The 17,907-nt window shown below is 44.7% G+C and carries 18 protein-coding genes; 4 read left to right on the top strand and 14 right to left on the bottom strand.

Going from position 1 to position 17,907, the window contains the following annotated elements; all coding sequences use genetic code 11:
- Nucleotides 1–144: 144 nt before the first annotated feature.
- Nucleotides 145–315 carry a DUF5325 family protein gene (locus KNQ05_RS03110; RefSeq protein WP_157898488.1) on the top strand — a complete coding sequence of 57 codons (171 nt, stop codon included), beginning with the start codon at nt 145–147 and terminating at the stop codon, nt 313–315.
- Between the two features lie 17 nt (nt 316–332).
- On the opposite strand, the gene KNQ05_RS03105 is transcribed toward KNQ05_RS03110, so the two are convergent.
- From KNQ05_RS03105 to KNQ05_RS03095, 3 genes are all read right to left on the bottom strand, one after another.
- Nucleotides 333–1,112, bottom strand: a complete 780-nt coding sequence (locus KNQ05_RS03105; RefSeq protein WP_088837464.1) for an inositol monophosphatase family protein — start codon at nt 1,110–1,112, stop codon at nt 333–335.
- A 121-nt stretch (nt 1,113–1,233) separates the two neighbouring features.
- Nucleotides 1,234–1,422, bottom strand: a complete 189-nt coding sequence (locus KNQ05_RS03100) for a hypothetical protein (RefSeq protein ID WP_029330952.1) — start codon at nt 1,420–1,422, stop codon at nt 1,234–1,236.
- 280 nt (nt 1,423–1,702) lie between these two features.
- Nucleotides 1,703–1,975, bottom strand: a complete 273-nt coding sequence (locus KNQ05_RS03095) for a UPF0223 family protein (RefSeq protein ID WP_029330953.1) — start codon at nt 1,973–1,975, stop codon at nt 1,703–1,705.
- A gap of 132 nt (nt 1,976–2,107) precedes the next feature.
- On the opposite strand from KNQ05_RS03095, the gene KNQ05_RS03090 reads away from it, so the two are divergent.
- Nucleotides 2,108–3,595, top strand: a complete 1,488-nt coding sequence (locus KNQ05_RS03090) for an aminotransferase class I/II-fold pyridoxal phosphate-dependent enzyme (RefSeq protein WP_088837465.1) — start codon at nt 2,108–2,110, stop codon at nt 3,593–3,595.
- 164 nt (nt 3,596–3,759) lie between these two features.
- Here the strand turns inward: KNQ05_RS03090 and lpdA are convergent, their stop codons facing one another.
- From lpdA to pdhA, 4 genes are all read right to left on the bottom strand, one after another.
- Complete coding sequence (gene lpdA / locus KNQ05_RS03085) at nt 3,760–5,172, bottom strand: dihydrolipoyl dehydrogenase (RefSeq protein WP_088837466.1); 1,413 nt, start codon at nt 5,170–5,172, stop codon at nt 3,760–3,762.
- A gap of 3 nt (nt 5,173–5,175) precedes the next feature.
- Nucleotides 5,176–6,471, bottom strand: a complete 1,296-nt coding sequence (locus tag KNQ05_RS03080; protein WP_214804402.1) for a dihydrolipoamide acetyltransferase family protein — start codon at nt 6,469–6,471, stop codon at nt 5,176–5,178.
- 97 nt (nt 6,472–6,568) lie between these two features.
- On the bottom strand, nt 6,569–7,546 hold the full coding sequence (locus KNQ05_RS03075) for an alpha-ketoacid dehydrogenase subunit beta (protein WP_088837467.1): 978 nt from the start codon (nt 7,544–7,546) through the stop codon (nt 6,569–6,571).
- 3 nt (nt 7,547–7,549) lie between these two features.
- Entirely contained in the window at nt 7,550–8,632 is a 1,083-nt protein-coding gene (gene pdhA, locus KNQ05_RS03070) for a pyruvate dehydrogenase (acetyl-transferring) E1 component subunit alpha (RefSeq protein WP_026827895.1), read from the bottom strand.
- A 378-nt stretch (nt 8,633–9,010) separates the two neighbouring features.
- Between pdhA and def the strand changes: the two genes are divergently transcribed.
- The gene (def, locus tag KNQ05_RS03065) at nt 9,011–9,550 is read left to right on the top strand and encodes a peptide deformylase (protein ID WP_029330958.1); all 540 of its coding nucleotides are present in this window, start codon (nt 9,011–9,013) and stop codon (nt 9,548–9,550) included.
- Between the two features lie 59 nt (nt 9,551–9,609).
- Here def and rnjA read toward each other — a convergent pair whose 3' ends face one another.
- A complete protein-coding gene (rnjA, locus tag KNQ05_RS03060; protein ID WP_088837468.1) occupies nt 9,610–11,277 on the bottom strand; it encodes a ribonuclease J1 in 1,668 nt (555 codons plus the stop codon).
- The gene (locus KNQ05_RS03055; protein WP_088837469.1) at nt 11,274–11,492 is read right to left on the bottom strand and encodes a DNA-dependent RNA polymerase subunit epsilon; all 219 of its coding nucleotides are present in this window, start codon (nt 11,490–11,492) and stop codon (nt 11,274–11,276) included. Before KNQ05_RS03055 ends, rnjA begins: the two co-directional genes overlap by 4 nt.
- Before the next feature lie 171 nt (nt 11,493–11,663).
- On the opposite strand from KNQ05_RS03055, the gene KNQ05_RS03050 reads away from it, so the two are divergent.
- Nucleotides 11,664–12,440, top strand: coding sequence for a Cof-type HAD-IIB family hydrolase (locus KNQ05_RS03050; protein ID WP_088837470.1), 777 nt, complete (start codon nt 11,664–11,666; stop codon nt 12,438–12,440).
- A gap of 30 nt (nt 12,441–12,470) precedes the next feature.
- Here KNQ05_RS03050 and KNQ05_RS03045 read toward each other — a convergent pair whose 3' ends face one another.
- From KNQ05_RS03045 to KNQ05_RS03025, 5 genes are all read right to left on the bottom strand, one after another.
- Nucleotides 12,471–13,139: a potassium channel family protein gene (locus KNQ05_RS03045; protein WP_029330962.1), complete on the bottom strand. Its 669-nt coding sequence runs from the start codon at nt 13,137–13,139 to the stop codon at nt 12,471–12,473.
- A gap of 104 nt (nt 13,140–13,243) precedes the next feature.
- The gene (locus KNQ05_RS03040) at nt 13,244–14,269 is read right to left on the bottom strand and encodes a cytochrome d ubiquinol oxidase subunit II (RefSeq protein ID WP_088837471.1); all 1,026 of its coding nucleotides are present in this window, start codon (nt 14,267–14,269) and stop codon (nt 13,244–13,246) included.
- 12 nt (nt 14,270–14,281) lie between these two features.
- Nucleotides 14,282–15,670, bottom strand: a complete 1,389-nt coding sequence (locus KNQ05_RS03035) for a cytochrome ubiquinol oxidase subunit I (RefSeq protein WP_029330964.1) — start codon at nt 15,668–15,670, stop codon at nt 14,282–14,284.
- 234 nt (nt 15,671–15,904) lie between these two features.
- Nucleotides 15,905–17,017, bottom strand: a complete 1,113-nt coding sequence (locus KNQ05_RS03030; RefSeq protein ID WP_088837472.1) for an N-acetyldiaminopimelate deacetylase — start codon at nt 17,015–17,017, stop codon at nt 15,905–15,907.
- Nucleotides 17,001–17,891 (bottom strand): transcriptional regulator CcpC, encoded by an 891-nt coding sequence (locus KNQ05_RS03025; RefSeq protein WP_029330966.1) that lies wholly within the window; start codon nt 17,889–17,891, stop codon nt 17,001–17,003. Before KNQ05_RS03025 ends, KNQ05_RS03030 begins: the two co-directional genes overlap by 17 nt.
- Nucleotides 17,892–17,907: the final 16 nt, after the last annotated feature.

Below are 17,907 nucleotides of genomic sequence, written 5' to 3'. Positions count from 1 at the left end.
ACTTTCGGTCAACTTTAAGAGTATAGCACAGGTTGAGTGGCAGTTGGCAATGACTATGATTCAAGCTTATAGCGAAAGCCTTTTCATTGACCCCGTTTCACGCTAAACTAAATACGTACTCACGTAAAACGAGGGGGAAATGATATGCGGTTCGTCTTTTTATTGTTGGCAGTATTAGCAGTAGGTTCGATGGCAGCGATCGGGATTTTCATCGCTGAACAAAACATGCTGATGGTCTTCATCTCGCTACTTCTAGTATTTGTTTCGATGGGCGTCGGTTTTGTTTTGAAAGCCCGCCTTCGGAGACAGTCTTAAACGTCCTTACGGGCGTTTTATTTATTTACATATGTTAATACGTCTGCGACGAACGTTCGACTCCCTGCAAGAACACTCGTTTGTTCTTGGAAAGTCATCGCGTCGCCTTCAATCGTCCCGACGCGCCCTCCAAGCTCCTCAATCAACAGTTGTCCAGCTGCGTAATCCCATGGCATGTTTCGCATCGTAATGTAGCCGTCAACACGCCCCGCGGCGACCCAAGCGAGTTCAAGCGAGGCGGCACCGACTGCCCGAACCCCAACAGCGTCTTTTACGAGTGGCGCTAGCAATGCTGCATCAATTCTTCGATTGGCAGTCACCCACGTTGCATTCATACAGATGATCGCATCACTAACCGGCTTCTCTTCAATTGGCGCTAATCGAATTCCATTTTCGAATGCGCCCTGTCCTTTAATGCAATGAAACATCTCATCCGCCATGACGTCATACACAAATCCATACTGAAGTTCGCCCTCTACCATGATGGCAATCGAAATCGCAAATAAGCGTTTTTGGCGAATGAAATTCATCGTGCCGTCAATCGGATCGACGAACCAAATCGTGCCACCCAATGTTTCAGGTCGCGCCGCACGCCCTTCTTCTCCATATATATGATGATCTGGATACTGATTCAGGATACCTTCAATTAATAAATCTTCGACATTTTTGTCAATCTCCGTCACTAAGTCACTTTTATTCGTTTTTTCTTCGATATGATACGCATGGTCTATCATCTGACGGATATATTTACCCGCTCGTTTCATTAAATCGATAGCATGTAACTCTATGCCTTGCATGCGCCTCACTCCTTTTATATGATTCCTGTCTTTTCCATAGTAACAAAAAAAGAAAACCAGCGAAAATTTTCGCTGGTTGATTGATTTAATTTATTTGATTTTTAGTTTATCGTTTACTGAATCATGCCTCTAATAACACCATTTCTTGGCGGTATTTTTCGAGACGCTCTTTACTGGCACCAACCGCTTCTGCATCACTTTCTACGATTGCATCGTGCAATGTTGCGAGCTCATAATCAATTTCGAGACGCAATACCGGAATGCGTTTTTCTGCATCTTTTCTCTTGTATGCTTCTATTACTTGTTTCACAGTAACCACACTCCTTCGCGAGATAAATGAACGTTTTAATTATCAGACAATTGCGACTAATTAGTGGATTGAATCTATAATAGTACGATTCAACTTAGATGTAAAGCATCTATTTTTAAAAATTACAGTTTAACGATATCGTCTTGTATGTAATATATAACCCATTTTTCTTTATTCTAAACAACTAATCGGTTTCCCTTTCAGGATATATGTAGGATGCACACTAAAAAAAGACAAGGAATTCCGAATGGGATCCTCGCCTTTCTCTCTTAATCATTCTTCATTTTTTCATTCGTAAAATCGGTTCGTCTTGTTTGATTGCTTGTTGGACCGCACGGTAACTGGAGCAACCTGTTTCTTCGAAATAGAATTGATCGAGTTGTTTTTCTTCCGACTTCGCATTCACGATTTTCTTGAAGGCTTTATATGTCCGCATAAATTCTTCACGTGACACACCTTTTTCGTAAGCTTCTTCAACGATGTTAAAAAAATCAATGACGGTGACGATTTCCTTCGTCGACCAGTCTGGGTTGATGGGATAATTAAGAGCCATCCTGACACATCCTTTCTTCACGATTCTTATTTTACAATGAAATCGAAGATAAAACAGTTGCAACGTTATGAAAACTTGTTATAGTTAGCTTGTTTGATTGTTTTTTTATTCGGTTTTAAGGGGGGAAATCTGGTGCAAACAAAAAGCTTAACACAGCTCGATACACCTTTATTCGATGCGCTACTCGCGCATGCGAAACGTCAACCAATTCAATTTCATATTCCTGGTCATAAAAATGGGCAAGGAATGGATCCTGCATTTCGATCGTTCATCGGTCAAAATGCACTCGATATCGATTTAATCAACATCGCTCCACTCGATGATTTACATCATCCGAAAACGATTATCAAAGATGCCCATCAATTGGCGGCACAAGCATTCCATGCAGATGAAACGTTTTTCTCTGTCCAAGGAACGTCAACGGCAATCATGGCAATGATCATGAGCGTCGTCGGTCCGGACGATAAAATCCTCGTTCCGCGAAATGTCCATAAATCGATCATGTCGGCTATCGTTCTTTCTGGAGCGCACCCGATTTTCATTCACCCTGAATTTGATGAAATGTTTGGAATTGCTCACGGTATCACACCAAGTGCCGTCGAACGTGCCCTCAGTCTTCATCCTGATACGAAGGCGATACTTGTCATTAACCCGACGTACTTCGGTGTCGCAGGCGACCTTGAGAGCATCGTCAAGCTTGCTCATGGGAAAGGGATCCCTGTCCTCGTCGACGAAGCACACGGCGTCCATATCGGCTTCCACGATGATATGCCGCTATCAGCAATGCAAGCAGGGGCTGACTTAGCCGCTACGAGTGTGCACAAACTGGGTGGATCACTCACAGGAAGTTCTGTCTTGAACGTCCGCCGAGGTCTGGTCTCGCCCGATAAAGTCCAGACTGTCCTCTCGATGTTGACGACGACTTCAACATCGTATCTGTTACTCGCTTCACTCGATTGCGCACGGCGCCACCTCGCGATCAATGGTGAGGCAATGAACCGACGCGCACTTGAACTATCGACACGGATGCGAATGGGTCTCGCTAAGTTGCCTTACCTCGCCGTCTTCGGTGAATCGGACTTACATTCGAGTGCGACATTCGCGTTCGACCCGACTAAAGTATTGATTTCGGTCAAAGGACTCGGTATTTCTGGTCACCTCGTCGAAGAGTTCTTACGCGAAGAACACCGGATTGAAGTCGAACTATCAGATTTGAATAACATCCTCTTAATCATCACTTCAGGCGACTCTGAGGAAACGATTGACGCCTTACTGACTGGAATGACTGAACTCGTTGAGCGGTACCGTGATACAGGTGCGAAAACAACTTCACATTCTATCATGTTGCCGGACATACCTGCGCTCGCATTAAGTCCACGCGATGCCTTCTACGAAGAAACGGAAACGATTCCGCTCGCGCAAGCCGTAGGACGGATTTCTGCGGAATTCATGATGGTCTATCCGCCGGGCATCCCGATCTTCATTCCAGGTGAGATGATTACGACGGATAACTTAGCGTATATTAAAGAAAATATCGAAGCGGGTCTTCCTGTCCAAGGGCTTGAGGATCATTCACTCGAAACAATTAAAGTCATTCAACAATCGAATGCCATTCGATGATTCAAACGAAAGCAGACGTTACAGCTTCTCAAAAAAGTACGGGCGCAGGATATCAAATCCTTCGCCCGTACTTTTTATTTTACCAAGACCATACCTTAGCCTCTTGCATATGATAATGAAAAAAAGCCCTTAAGCGGTCGGCTCCCCGCTTAAGGGCTTAAAGCTTATTTCATGATGTGGATTGGGCTACCGATTGCAACTTCAGCAGTTTCCATCGCGATTTCACCAAGTGAAGGGTGTGCGTGGATTGTGAGTGCGATATCTTCAGCAGTCATTCCAGACTCGATTGCGAGTCCCATCTCTGCGATCATGTCAGATGCGCCTGTACCAGCGATTTGAGCACCGATCAAGAGACCGTCTGATTTGCGTGTGATCATTTTCAAGAAGCCGTCTGGCTCGTTGAGTGCAAGGGCACGACCGTTTGCAGCATAAGGGAATTTAGAAGCGAGGTAATCAAGACCTTCTTCTTTCGCTTGTGCTTCTGTATAACCGACTGTTGCGAGTTCTGGGTCTGTGAAGACAACCGCAGGAATCGCGCTATAGTCGAGGTATGCCGGGTGTCCAGCAGCAGCTTCAGCAGCGATTTTCGCTTCGAAAGATGCTTTGTGCGCAAGTGGTGGTCCAGGAACGATGTCCCCGATTGCGTAGATGTTTTCGTTAGACGTACGGCACTGATCATCGATTTCGACAAGTCCGCGCTCGCTAAGTTTAACTTCAGCCATCTCAAGACCGAGATCAGAAGTGTTCGGGCGACGACCGACAGTGACGAGGACGTAGTCCGCTTCAACTGTTTGTGTTTCACCTTTCACTTCGAACGTTACTTTAACGCCGTCTTCTGTCTCTTCCACACTTTGTGCAAGTGCTTCGTTGTGGATTGTGATGTTGCCTTTTTGTTTGAGTTTTTTCTTAACGACTTGTGTCATTGCCGGCTCAAAACCAGAAAGGATGTCTTTTGTTCCTTCTAAGATGACAACTTCAGTATCGAAGTTAGCATACGCTGTACCAAGCTCCATTCCGATGTATCCGCCACCGATGACGATGAGTTTTTTCGGAAGTTCAGGAAGGTTCAATGCGCCTGTAGAAGAAAGGACACGTTTAGACCATTTGAACGCTGGAAGTTCGATTGGAGTCGAACCTGTTGCAATGATACATTTTTTGAATTTGTAAGGTGTTGAAGAATCTTCGTTGATGATACGAACTGTATCTTCAGATTGGAAGTATGCTTCCCCTACGACTGTTTCGATGTTGTTACCTTTAAGAAGGCCGCCAACACCACCCGTTAATTTGTTAACGACTGATTGTTTCCAAGATTGAACTTTCGAGAAATCGACTGCAACGTTCTCAGATGTGATCCCCATTGAGTCCGAACCTTTTGCATGTTGGAAGTTGTGTCCAGCTGTAATTAACGCTTTTGACGGGATACATCCAACGTTCAAGCAAACACCACCGACGTTTTCACGTTCGACGACTGTTACTTTAAGTCCGAGTTGTGCGCCACGGATTGCAGCGACATAACCACCAGGGCCGGCCCCGATTACGAGTAAATCTGTTTCTTGTGCGAATTCACCTACTACCATTGCTTATCCCTCCATAATGAGAAGTTGTGGGTCGTTCAACAAGCGTTTAACTAGGTTAAGCGCGTTTTGTGCTGTTGCACCATCAATGAGACGGTGGTCAAAGCTGAATGAAAGTGCAAGTACTGGTGCTGCAACGATTTCACCGTTTTTAACGACTGCTTTTTCAGCAATACGGCCGATACCGAGGATTGCAACTTCCGGGTGGTTGATGACAGGTGTGAACCATTGTCCGCCAGCAGAACCGATGTTTGTGATTGTGATCGATCCGCCTTTCATCTCTTCACCAGAAAGTTTACCATCACGTGCTTTACCAGCTAAATCATTGATATCATCAGCGAGTGAGAAGATTGATTTGCGATCTGCGTCTTTGACGACAGGTACGACAAGTCCGTTATCTGTATCCGCTGCGATACCGATGTTGAAGTAGTTTTTGTAGACGATTTCTTCGTTAGCATCATCGATTGAAGCGTTGATAGTCGGGTACTTTTTAGCAGCCGCAGTCAATGCTTTAACGACGAACGGAAGGTAAGTCAATTTCGTACCTTGTGCTGCAGCAACTTCTTTGAAGTTTTTGCGGAGTGCCACGAGGTTCGTTACATCGACTTCGTCCATAAGTGTTACGTGTGGTGCCGTATGTTTCGAGTTGACCATTGCTTTCGAAATCGCTTTACGAATACCTTTGATTTTTTCGCGTGTTTCAAGCTCAGGTTGAGCAGCAACATACGGTTTCACTTCAGCTTTAGGAGCAGATGCTTGTGCAGATGCTTTTTCTTCTGAAGCTGGTGCAGTAGAAGATTGACCACCGTTTGCAAATGCATCGATGTCTTCTTTAACGACGCGACCGTTGTCTCCAGAACCTTGAATTTCACGGATGTCGACGCCTTTTTCACGTGCATATTTACGGACAGAAGGCATCGCGATGACACGTTCTGATTTGTGGATTTGAACTTCAGTCGGCTTGTCTTCGACTTTTTGATCCGTGTCTTGGACATCTTTTGCGTTTTCTTCTGCTTTAGGTTGTTCAGGAGCTGCTTCTTCAGAAGGAGCTGAACCTTCACCTTCGACGTCGAATGAGATTAATACGTCACCAACAACAGCAACGACACCTTCGTCTACTTTTACTTCTTTGACTGTACCATCAACTGGTGACGGGATTTCAACGACCGCTTTATCGTTTTGAACTTCAAGAAGAACGTCGTCCTCTTTTACTGTGTCGCCCGCTTTTACGAACCACTTTACGATTTCGCCTTCGTGAATACCCTCACCGATATCCGGCAATTTGAATTCAAATAAACCCATTTGAATATGCCTCCTTTTATTTCACTCTTCTAGTCAATTGTTATCTTTAAAACGGAAGCAAGGAGAGAATTTCCCCTCTCCTTTTTCCGAATCACGCTTAGAAATTGTAAACTGTTTTTACTTTTTCAACGATATCTTTGTGGTCTGGAATCCAGACGTCTTCACCTTGTGCGAATGGGAAGATTGTATCTGGAGCCGTTACACGAAGAATCGGTGCTTCAAGATCAAGAATTGCACGCTCTTGAATTTCAGTTGCGACCATTGCAGCCACACCTGCTTGTTTTTGAGCTTCTTGAACGACAACGACACGGTTCGTTTTCTTAACTGACGCAACGATTGTATCGATATCGATTGGGCTGATTGTCATCAAGTCGATGATTTCGACGCTGATGTTTTCTTTTTCAAGTTCCTCAGCTGCTTTAAGTGAAGCGTGGACCATCGCGCCGTACGTGACGATTGTAACGTCTGTACCTTCACGTTTGATGTCTGCTTTACCGAGTTCGACCGTGTAGTCCCCTTCAGGAACCTCGCCACGGAATGAACGGTAGAGTTTCATGTGCTCAAGGAAAACGACTGGGTCGTTATCGCGGATTGACGCGATCAAAAGACCTTTTGCATCGTACGGAGTTGACGGGATGACGACTTTAAGTCCTGGTGACTGAGCCATCAATCCTTCTAAGTTATCCGCGTGAAGTTCTGGTGTCTTAACGCCACCACCGAATGGTGAACGGATTGTAACTGGTGCACTGTACGTACCACCTGAACGGTAACGTAGACGCGCGAGCTGAGCTGCTACTGAATCGAACACTTCGAAAACGAAACCGAAGAATTGGATTTCCATGATTGGGCGGAAACCAGTCAAGCTGAACCCGACTGCAAGACCACCAATACCTGACTCGGCGAGTGGTGTATCGAAGACGCGGTCTTCGCCTAATTCATCTTGAAGACCTTCTGTCGCACGGAATACCCCACCGTTTTTACCGACGTCTTCACCGAACAAGAGAACTTGCTCGTCGCGTTTCATCTCGACGCGCATTGCGTCAGTGATCGCTTGGATCATCGTCATTTGTGCCATGGGTTATTTCGACTCCTTTGCTGTATACTCATCAAGCTGCTCTTGCAGGTTTTGTGGTAACTTTTCAGCCATCACGTTGATGAAGTCAGTAACTTTTTGTTTTGGTTCTTTGTCAGCTTGTGCAAGTGCTTCTTTCACATCAGCTTTTGCTTGCTCGATGACTTCGTTTTCTTTGTCTTCGTTCCAAAGACCTTTTGTTTCCATGAACGCACGGAAACGAACGAGTGGATCTTGAGCTTGATACTCATCATCCATATCTTTTGTACGGTAACGTGTCGGATCATCACCAGCGAGTGTGTGTGGTCCGTAACGGTACGTGAGTGTTTCGATCAATGTCGGTACACCGTTGAGTGCTTCGACACGTGCTTGTTTCGTTGCAGCGTAAACTGCGAGAACGTCCATACCGTCAACTTGAATACCGTTGATGCCGGCAGCGACCGCTTTTTGTGCAATTGTTTTTGCCATTGATTGTTTTTCAACCGGCGTCGAAATTGCGAAACGGTTGTTTTGGACAACGAAGATTGCAGGGGCTTTGAATGCTCCAGCAAAGTTCATTCCTTCGTAGAAATCACCTTGTGAAGAACCGCCATCACCTGTATATGTGATTGCTACTTGCTCTTTACCACTTTTCTTAAGACCGAGTGCAACACCGGCAGCTTGAACGATTTGTGCGCCGATGATGATTTGTGGCATTAAGACGTTCACACCTTCAGGAATCTTACCGCCTGTGATGTGTCCACGTGAGAACAAGAATGCTTTGTAGAGTGGGAAGCCATGGAAGACCATCTGTGGAATATCACGGTATCCAGGAAGAATCCAGTCATCCTTATCGAGTGCGAATTGTGTTCCGATCATTGACGCTTCTTGTCCTGCTACTGGAGCATAGAAACCAAGACGTCCTTGACGGTTGAGTGAGATTGCACGTTGGTCCCAGATACGTGTGTATACGAGACGACGCATTAATTCCGTTAATTCTTCATCTGAGAGATCCGGCATAGCGTCTTTGTTGACGACTTCACCTTTCTCGTCAAGAATGCGGAACGTTTCAAAGTTTTCTTCCACGTTTTTAAACATGTTTAAGTTCATCTTTTCACCTCATCCTTTCACTGTGCTCAGCGAAATATTCCTCTGACTGATTTGCCCACATACCAATAGTGTTCAAAAATCGAAGTCCCGTGTGACCTTTCTTGAACATATATCTGTGTACCTATTCAGTTGAGTAAACTGTATTAACATGACTCGACACGATTTGATGTCTTGTTCATTACGTTACAAGTATAAAACTGTAACGCCTATAAAATCAAAGGAAATGTTTTATTTTTTTTTACGACCGTCATTTGTGACGCCTTTCACAAAAACCTTCTGTTTCTCCTTCTGTACTATTCAACTATTTGTAACTGTGTTAGTTATGAATTTCCCCTTTCGCTTGTGCTATAATTTTTATAGATGAAAGGGGTGTTGTTCATGATCACCATGAATGAAATCGTACGCGAAGAAGTTCCGACGCTTCACGAACGATCGGTGGAAGTTACTTTCCCACTCAGTGAGGAAGATAAAGAAACGATGCGCTTGATGCGCGAGTTTCTTGCTAACAGTCAAGATGATGAAATAGCTGAAAAGTACGATTTGCGTAGCGGGATAGGTCTTGCTGCTCCTCAAATCGGTGTCAATAAGCGGATGTTCGCGATTCGACTTCCAGACGGCGACGATCTTTTAGAGTTCGGAATCTATAATCCGAAAATCATCAGCCACTCTGTCGAACAGACGTTTTTAACTGGTGGTGAAGGCTGCCTATCCGTCGACCGTGAAGTCGAAGGTCACGTGCCACGCTATATGCGTATTACCCTTACTGGCATCGATCATAACGGAATTCCTGTAAAATTAAGATTAAAAGGTATGAAAGCCATCGTTTGCCAGCATGAATATGACCATTTAGACGGCATCATGTTTTACGATCGAATCGATAAAAAAGAACCATTCAAGGAATATGGACCTGCCACATGAGCTCTTCCACGCCTTGAAACAAAAAAGCCATTTCCTGATTCAGGAAATGGCTTTTTTCGTTAAACTTCCATAATGATCGGCATGACCATCGGATGACGTTGTGTTTTTTCAGTCAAATAAGGTGTTAATGTATCGTTGATGACTTGTTTGATATCTGTCCACTTCGTGTTTCGGTTCGTTAATGATTGTTCTAACGAACGTTTCAACAAGCGCTCGGCATCTTTAATTAAGTTGCCTGATTCACGCATGTAGACGAATCCACGAGAAATGATGTCCGGTCCAGAAACAAGACGGTTTGTTTTCGAGTCGAGTGTGACGACGACGACGACAAGTCCTTCTTCCGAAAGAATACGACGATCGCGTAACACGATGTTTCCAATATCTCCAATCCCTTTTCCATCGACGTATACCGCATTCGCCTGGATTTTACCAGTGATCGCTGCTGCATTGGCATCGAGTGCTAAGACTTCACCGTTATCCATGACGAAACAGTTCTCTTCCGGAACACCCGCATCCATCGCAAGCGACATGTGTTTTTTCAACATACGGTATTCACCATGAATCGGCATGAAGTACTTCGGCTTAAGTAGGCGCAGCATCAAGAGTTGCTCTTGCTGACTACCGTGACCTGACGTATGGATATCGTTGAGCTTACCATACATCACGTCTGCCCCTGCTTTATACAGCTGGTTGATTGTTTTTCCGACCGAAACAACGTTTCCTGGGATCGGTGAAGATGAGAAGATGACCAAATCATCGGGAATGATTGAAATCTGACGGTGTGTCCCATTCGCGATTCGGCTTAACGCTGCCATCGGCTCTCCTTGCGAACCTGTACAAAGAATCGTAATTTCATTCGATTTATACCGTTTCATTTCATTCGGTTCGATGATTGTTCCTTTAGGTGCCTTGATGAAATCAAGCTCTTGTCCAATCATCATGACCTTGTCCATGCTTCGACCGAAGACGACGATTTTCCGTCCTGCTTCGACTGAGGCATTGACGACTTGTTGGAGACGATAAATGTTCGAGGCGAACGTCGCAAAGATGATTCGTCCATCCGCTTTCCGGAAAACATCCGAAATCGTTTCACCGACAACCCGTTCACTCATTGTAAATCCTTCAACTTCAGCATTCGTCGAGTCAGATAAGAGACAAAGTACGCCTTCTTTCCCGAGTTCTGCCATCTTCGCTAAGTCAGCAGGCTCCCCAACTGGTGTGAAGTCGAACTTAAAGTCCCCCGTATGGACGATATTGCCTTGTGGCGTTTTTACGACGACACCGAACGAATTTGGAATCGAGTGTGTCGTCCGGAAGAATGAAATACTTGTCTTCCGGAACTTGATGATCGAGTCCTCATCAATTTCATGAAGTTCCGCCGTCCGTAATAAACCATGCTCTTCTAATTTGACCTTGATTAAACCAAGGGCAATTTTCCCCGCATAAATCGGTAAGTTCACTTGTTTTAATAAGAAAGGAAGTCCGCCGATATGATCTTCGTGTCCGTGTGTAATGAACACACCTTTGACTTTATCTTTATTTTTGATTAAATACGTGTAATCTGGAATAACATAATCGATTCCGAGCAATTCATCTTCTGGGAACATGACCCCTGCATCAATGACGATGATTTCATCTTGGAATTGAACCACATATGTGTTCTTCCCGATTTCTCCTAAACCGCCGAGTGCGAATACGGCTGCTTGGTGGTTTTTGACGAACTTCATGCGAACGTCGCTACCTTGTAGTCAACACTTTGTTTTTCGTACTCAAGGAATTCTCCACTTACTTCGCGGATGAATTCAACATTAATGTCTTTGATGAGATGATCAATCGATGTTCGCACGTCACGAATGCTCTCTCCTTCAACATACATAACCTCTGTCCGTTCTCTTACTGGTGCTTCCGAACGAAGCGGTTGATAAAATACTTTAAAAATCATACTTAGCAACTCCTTATCAGTCCATTGTTTTTTGTCCTTAGATTAGTATACACGAAAACGGTTCATTTTTTCATCCTTATTCAACAACTGATATCTGCTTGAACCTAGGCGCTATGCTATACTTTCATTTGTAAACGGCTATTCAGCCAATTAAATAGAGAAGGTGAAACCATGGCAAATCAAAAAGTCGTCTTTTTCGATATCGATGGAACCTTGCTTCACGATGGTCATTTCATACCGGAATCGACAAAACAGGCAATCAAACAACTACAGGAAAACGGCGTTTACGTCGCCATCGCGACCGGGCGTGGTCCTGCAATGCTGTCAGGCGTCCGTGAGCAACTCGGCATCGATACGGTCATTGGCTACAACGGTCAAATCGTCGTTCATCAAAATAAAGTCATCTATAAACGTCCGCAACCCGTCGATGATTTGAAACATTTAACATCACGTGCAAAAGAGAATGGGCACACACTTGTTTATCTCGGCGAGAAACAAGGCTTCACGACGCGTCAAACAGACGATACCGTCGCGACGTCACTCGGCGCGCTCGATATTCCCCTCCCTGCTTATAATGAAGAAGCTTACGAGACGCACGATATCTTCCAAACCCTCGTCTATTGTCAGGCAGAAGAAGAATCGATTTATACGCAAAACTATCAAGCATTCGATTTCATTCGCTGGCACCCACAAGCGATGGACGTCATCAATGCCGGATCGTCGAAAGCCGATGGAATTAAACAATTCCTCCGTTTAACGGATATCAAACGTGAAGATACGTTTGCTTTCGGTGACGCGCTGAACGATCTCGAGATGCTCCGCTACGTCGGAACAGGCATCGCGATGGGCAATGGATTAGACGAAACAAAAGCCGCCGCCGACTTCGTCACGAAACACATTCTTGAAGACGGCATCGCGCACGGTTTAAAAAAATTCCAATTAATTTAAAAGGGATACAAAAAAAGCTGAGGAGATCCCTCAGCTTTTTACTTTATGGATGGCTCGTTCGAGACGATCCAAGTCTTCGTTTTCTCCAATGACGACAAGGTAGTCGCCCTTTTCAATGACTTCATCAGCTTGTAACGAAATCATGACATTTTCTCCCCGTTTGATGGCGACGACGTTCGCGCCGTACTTACTTCGTAAATCAAGATCAATCAACGTTTTGTTTGCCATGCGATCGCTGACCTTGATTTCAACGATTGAGAATTCTTGAGACAGGTCAAGATAATCCAAAATATTCGAACTCATCAGGCCGTTCGCAATCCTAACCCCCATGTCACGTTCCGGGTGGACAATGAAGTCAGCACCGATTTTCCGCAATACTTTTTCATGGTAATCGTTCGTCGCTTTGACAGTGATTGATTTAACACCGAGTTCCTTTAAAATCAACGTTGTCAAAATCGAAGCTTGAATGTTTTCCCCAATCGCAACGATGACGTGATCAAAGTTTCGAATTCCAAGACTTTTCAATACGTTCTCATCCGTCGTATCCGCGATGACGGAGTGTGTCGCAATCCCCATGTATTCATTGACACGTTCTTCATCCGAATCAATCGCTAGAACGTCATAGCCATTCTTCGATAATTCACGGACGATCGAACCACCAAAACGCCCCAAACCAATTACTGCAAACTCTCCATTCATGTTCAACTCTCCTTCAGATTTCGCTTCGTCAGTAGTAGTGTACCCGATTCCTTCTTAAAATACTATAAACGCCTTCACAGTGCGTGAAGGCGTTTAAGATCTCGCTATTTTTTTACTTTTTCGCCTCTGACATAATCGTTATCAAACAGGAACAATCGTAAAATCAGATAGAGTGCCGGAATCAATAATAATAGTCCGAAGATAAAGACTACGACAAGCGACGTCGCCATTGTTTCGTTAACGACCGCTTTATTGATATCGATGTACGGATATAAGATATACGGTAAATGAGTATAGCCGTATCCGAACCATGCAACTCCGTATTGAGCCATGACAGCGATAAAGGCAATTCCATAATTCCGCTTCAGGTAGACGAGTGCGACTGCAACACAGAAAAACACAAAACTTGCTGCGAACCACCACCAGTTACCATTCAAAATGTTTTCATAATGCCATGCAGCTTGATTCTTTAAACCAAAGAAAACAAGTCCACAGACGATGATCGTTGGAATGCTCCAAAAGAGCGCCCATTTCCGAATCAAGTCACTCGCCCCTACGTCTCGCGCCTTATCTGCGTAGAACAACAGGAACATCGCACTAATATAAAGGACAGAGACAATCGCAAGTGCTACGACTGACCAGGAATAAAAGTTCGTAAACAATTTCGTCCCTAAAAACTCAACCGTTTCATTCGTTTTACGAATAAAGCCACCTTGACTAATCGTCAACGTCGTCGACATCGCAGCCGGAATCAAGAGCCCCGTCGCACCATAGAGAAACGTATAGAACATACTATCGTTCGAACCGTAGTTCGCAAAGGCATAAAAGCTACCGCGAATCGCAATCAGAACGAGTACGATTGATGCAGGCACGAGAAGTGCCGTTCCATAGTAATAAGCTGTGTCCGGGAAAAACCCGACGAGACCAACAAAGAAGAAAACGAAGAAAACGTTCGTCACTTCCCAAACGGGCGAAAGATAACGTAAAATCAATCGATTCGTCAAATGATCTCGTTTTGTATATTTCGAGTAAAATGCGTAAAATCCAGCACCGAAGTCAATTGAGGCAACGATGAGATATCCATAGAGGAACGTCCAAAGTACGGTTATTCCTAGTGTTTGAATGTCCAACTCGTTCCCTCCTTATTCTTTATCGTCCGCAAACATCGCTTCACCGCGAGTATGGTGATCGTCTGCGAGTTCTTTACCGACAGGATTATTCTTAAACATACGGAGCAATACGACTGTACAAATCGTACCAAGTAAGAGGTACAACATGCTGAATAGAATCAGCATCGGTCCGACTGCAGTAGATGTCGTCGCTGCGTCAGCCGTTCTCATAATACCATATAGCGTCCATGGTTGACGTCCGATTTCCGCGTACATCCAACCTGCTTCAATCGAAACGATGGCAAGTGGTCCACCAATGAAAATACCGCGCAGTAACCATTTATTATACGGGTTCAACTTCTTCAGTCGGAATGCGAGTATGAACAAGGCGGAAATCGCTGCTAAATACATCCCAATCGATACCATGATATCGAAGAAATAGTGGACGAATAAAGGCGCTTGGTCTTCTTTCGCAAATTCATTTAGACCGATGACTTCTGTATCTGGTGCTCCACCTGCAAGAATTGACAAGGCGTATGGAATCTTAACCGCACCTTTGATGTCATAACTACCATCTTCTTGCTCATCCAAAATCCCACCGAAAATCAGTTCTGCTTCATTTGTCGTTTCAAAATGCCACTCCGCTGCTGCTAATTTTTCAGGTTGATATTTCGCAAGGTACTTTCCTGAAAAATCACCGACGAGCGCTGTCGAGAAGGCGAAAATCAATCCAGCCATGACTGTCAGACGAAGTGCCTTTTTGTGATACGCCGTCTCGGCTGCGGACAGTGTTTTCTTGCGCAATAGATGGAACGCAGCAATTGCTGCTAAGATGAACGCAACCGTCAAGTAAGCAGATACAATAACGTGTGTCGCTTTTGTTGGCGTTGCCGTATTGAACATCGCTTTTAACGGTTCGATTTGTGTTAACGTTCCGTTGACAATTTTAAAACCTTCCGGAGAATTCATGAACGAGTTAACTGTCGTGATGAAGAAGGCTGACGCCGTTGCCCCAATGACGACCGGAATCCCGATTAACCAGTGTAACCATGGATTTTTAAAGCGATCCCATGTGTACAAGTAAATCCCAAGGAAGATCGCTTCAAAGAAGAAGGCGAACGTTTCCATGAAGAGCGGCAAAGCAATCGTCTGTCCGGCTACTTGCATTAATGAAGGCCATAAGAGCGATAATTGTAATCCGATTGCCGTCCCCGTAACGACTCCGACCGCTACCGTTACGATATAACCGCGCGTCCAACGTCGTGCTAAAAGAATATAATCTGGATCTTTTCGTTTAATTCCAATGTACTCGGCTGCGAGTACCATCAACGGAACTCCTACACCAATCGTTGCAAAAATGATGTGAAATGCTAATGTGAGCCCTGTCAATAATCGACTGAGCATAACTGGATCATTGAACATGTGTGTGCCCCCCTCTTCCTAAACGTACTTCTATATATGTTTATATCCGTATCATAGAGAACATAATCATTTGTGTCTGTTCTAAATGTTTGATGTAACAAATTGTTCACATCTATTCGTGATTTTCTTCACAAAACGTTCGAAAACTAGATGATCTCGCTAAATGAAAACCCTTTACTTCGATTTGAGGCGAAGTAAAGGGCATTTCTACAGTCTTTTTACGATTCATTCAGTTTACACATATTCACGGAAGTAATGATCCAGTAAATTAATCACAAATGGGATCGCCTCTTCATCCGGATTCAACGTCGGCTGATGTAAACCGGACGTTGGATTATCGATTCCAAGCCAAAACATCATGCCTGGGACTTCTTTTAACATGAATCCAAAGTCTTCACCCGTCATCGCAGCGTCGCATTCAACATAATTTGCATTCATCTTAACGAATGAAGAAAATTTATCGACGACGTTTTGATCATTCACGACTTCGTAATAGCGGTTTCCAAATTGCAAATCAATTTTCACGCCAAATGACGCTTCAATTCCACGAACGATGTCACGTACCCGTTCTTCTAATTTTTCCATATCAGTACCGTTCAACGCACGCATCGTTCCATCTAGCACAGCTCGACCGGCAATAACATTTTCACGAATCCCCGCATCGACCTTGCCAATCGTGATGACACTACAATTCATCGGATTGATTGATCGACTGACGATTGTTTGCAACTGCATGATGAGTGCAGCCTGAGCAACGACCGTATCGACCGTCAAGTGTGGAAATGCAGCATGACCACTTTGACCATAAATCGTGATGTGAACTTCCCGCGCACTGGCAAATAATACGCCAGGACGACTCGCAATTGTCCCGACCGGATATTCAGGTGCCACATGGAGACCATACATTTCACTCGGACGATATTTTTCGAATAATGGACTTTTAATCATCGGTTCCGCTCCACCCGGACCTTCTTCTGCCGGTTGGAATAAGAAGACGACGTCATCCATGATCGGTAACTCGACAAGACGACGAAGCAGACCTAACGCAATTGACGCATGGACGTCATGCCCACAGGCGTGCATCATTCCCGGATGCTCCGAACCAAAAGGAAGACCCGTCGCTTCTTCGATCGGCAAACCATCGATATCTGCGCGGTAACCGATTGTTCGATTTCCGGTCAACCCTTTAACACGAACGAAAACACCTGTTTCAAACGTATCGTAGCTGACGCGGTCTTCAGGATAAGAGCGAATCTGATTTAAAATAAAGGCTTGCGTCTTGAACTCCTTGAATCCTAATTCAGGTATTTTATGAAGTTCTCTTCGCATTTCAATCGCGTATTCCATCTGACTGACTTCCCCCTTCTTCTTTTACGATGTCCCAAAAGGCTTGGACTTGTTTTAACTCAAGCATGGATTCCGTCGATAAAATCCATGTATCGCGTTTCAGTACTTTACCCGAAGACGTCTTCAACGGAATCTGCATCACTTCGCTCGATTCTTGAATCGTTGACTCTGGTAAAATCGCGAATCCAATGCCGTGTAACGCCATTTGTTTACAAGTTTCGATTTGGTCGACGACGAGCGTCCGCGCAGGCGGACTTGAAAAACGATCCTGCCACCACTCGAGTATTTCTTGATAGTACGTCGAATCACTTTTGAACTGAATGAATGGTCGGTCCGTCTTACGCAACTGTTCAAGCGTCGTCAACTCACTATCAACAAGATAGAGCGGGTCTGAGAACAACCGTTCCTTGACGCCCTTCCAGTCCGGATTACCTCGAATGATGCCGATATGAAAATGTTCTTCGAGCATATGCCGCATCATTTCACTCGACCACCCTGTTACGAGTTGGACGCGTACATGCGGGTAACGTTCCACGAAACGTTTCAACACGCGTGGCAACCAATATTGACCCATGATGGAGGCGACAGCAATCCGAAGGGTCCCGTAGACTGCCCCTTCTTCGGCAGTCAGTTCACTTTTCAGTTCTAATTCTTTTCGATTCATTTCTTTTGCGAGCCCAATGACTTTTTCTCCTTGGGGCGTAATGCTTAATCCACGGGAAGAACGAATGAACAACTTCGTCGCCCACCTGCGCTCAATCGCAACCAATCGTTGACTGAGTGCCGGCTGCGAGACGAAAAGACGTTCGGCTGCTCTTCGCATATTCAGCTCTTCCGATAAAGTTATCAACATTTCCATTTCCGACACTTGCAATGTAAGATTCGACTCC

It is taken from the genome of Exiguobacterium sp. s125, assembly GCF_018618605.1.
In the GTDB taxonomy this organism is placed as follows: Bacteria; Bacillota; Bacilli; order Exiguobacteriales; family Exiguobacteriaceae; genus Exiguobacterium_A; species Exiguobacterium_A oxidotolerans.
This window is presented reverse-complemented; position numbering and strand designations above follow the sequence as displayed.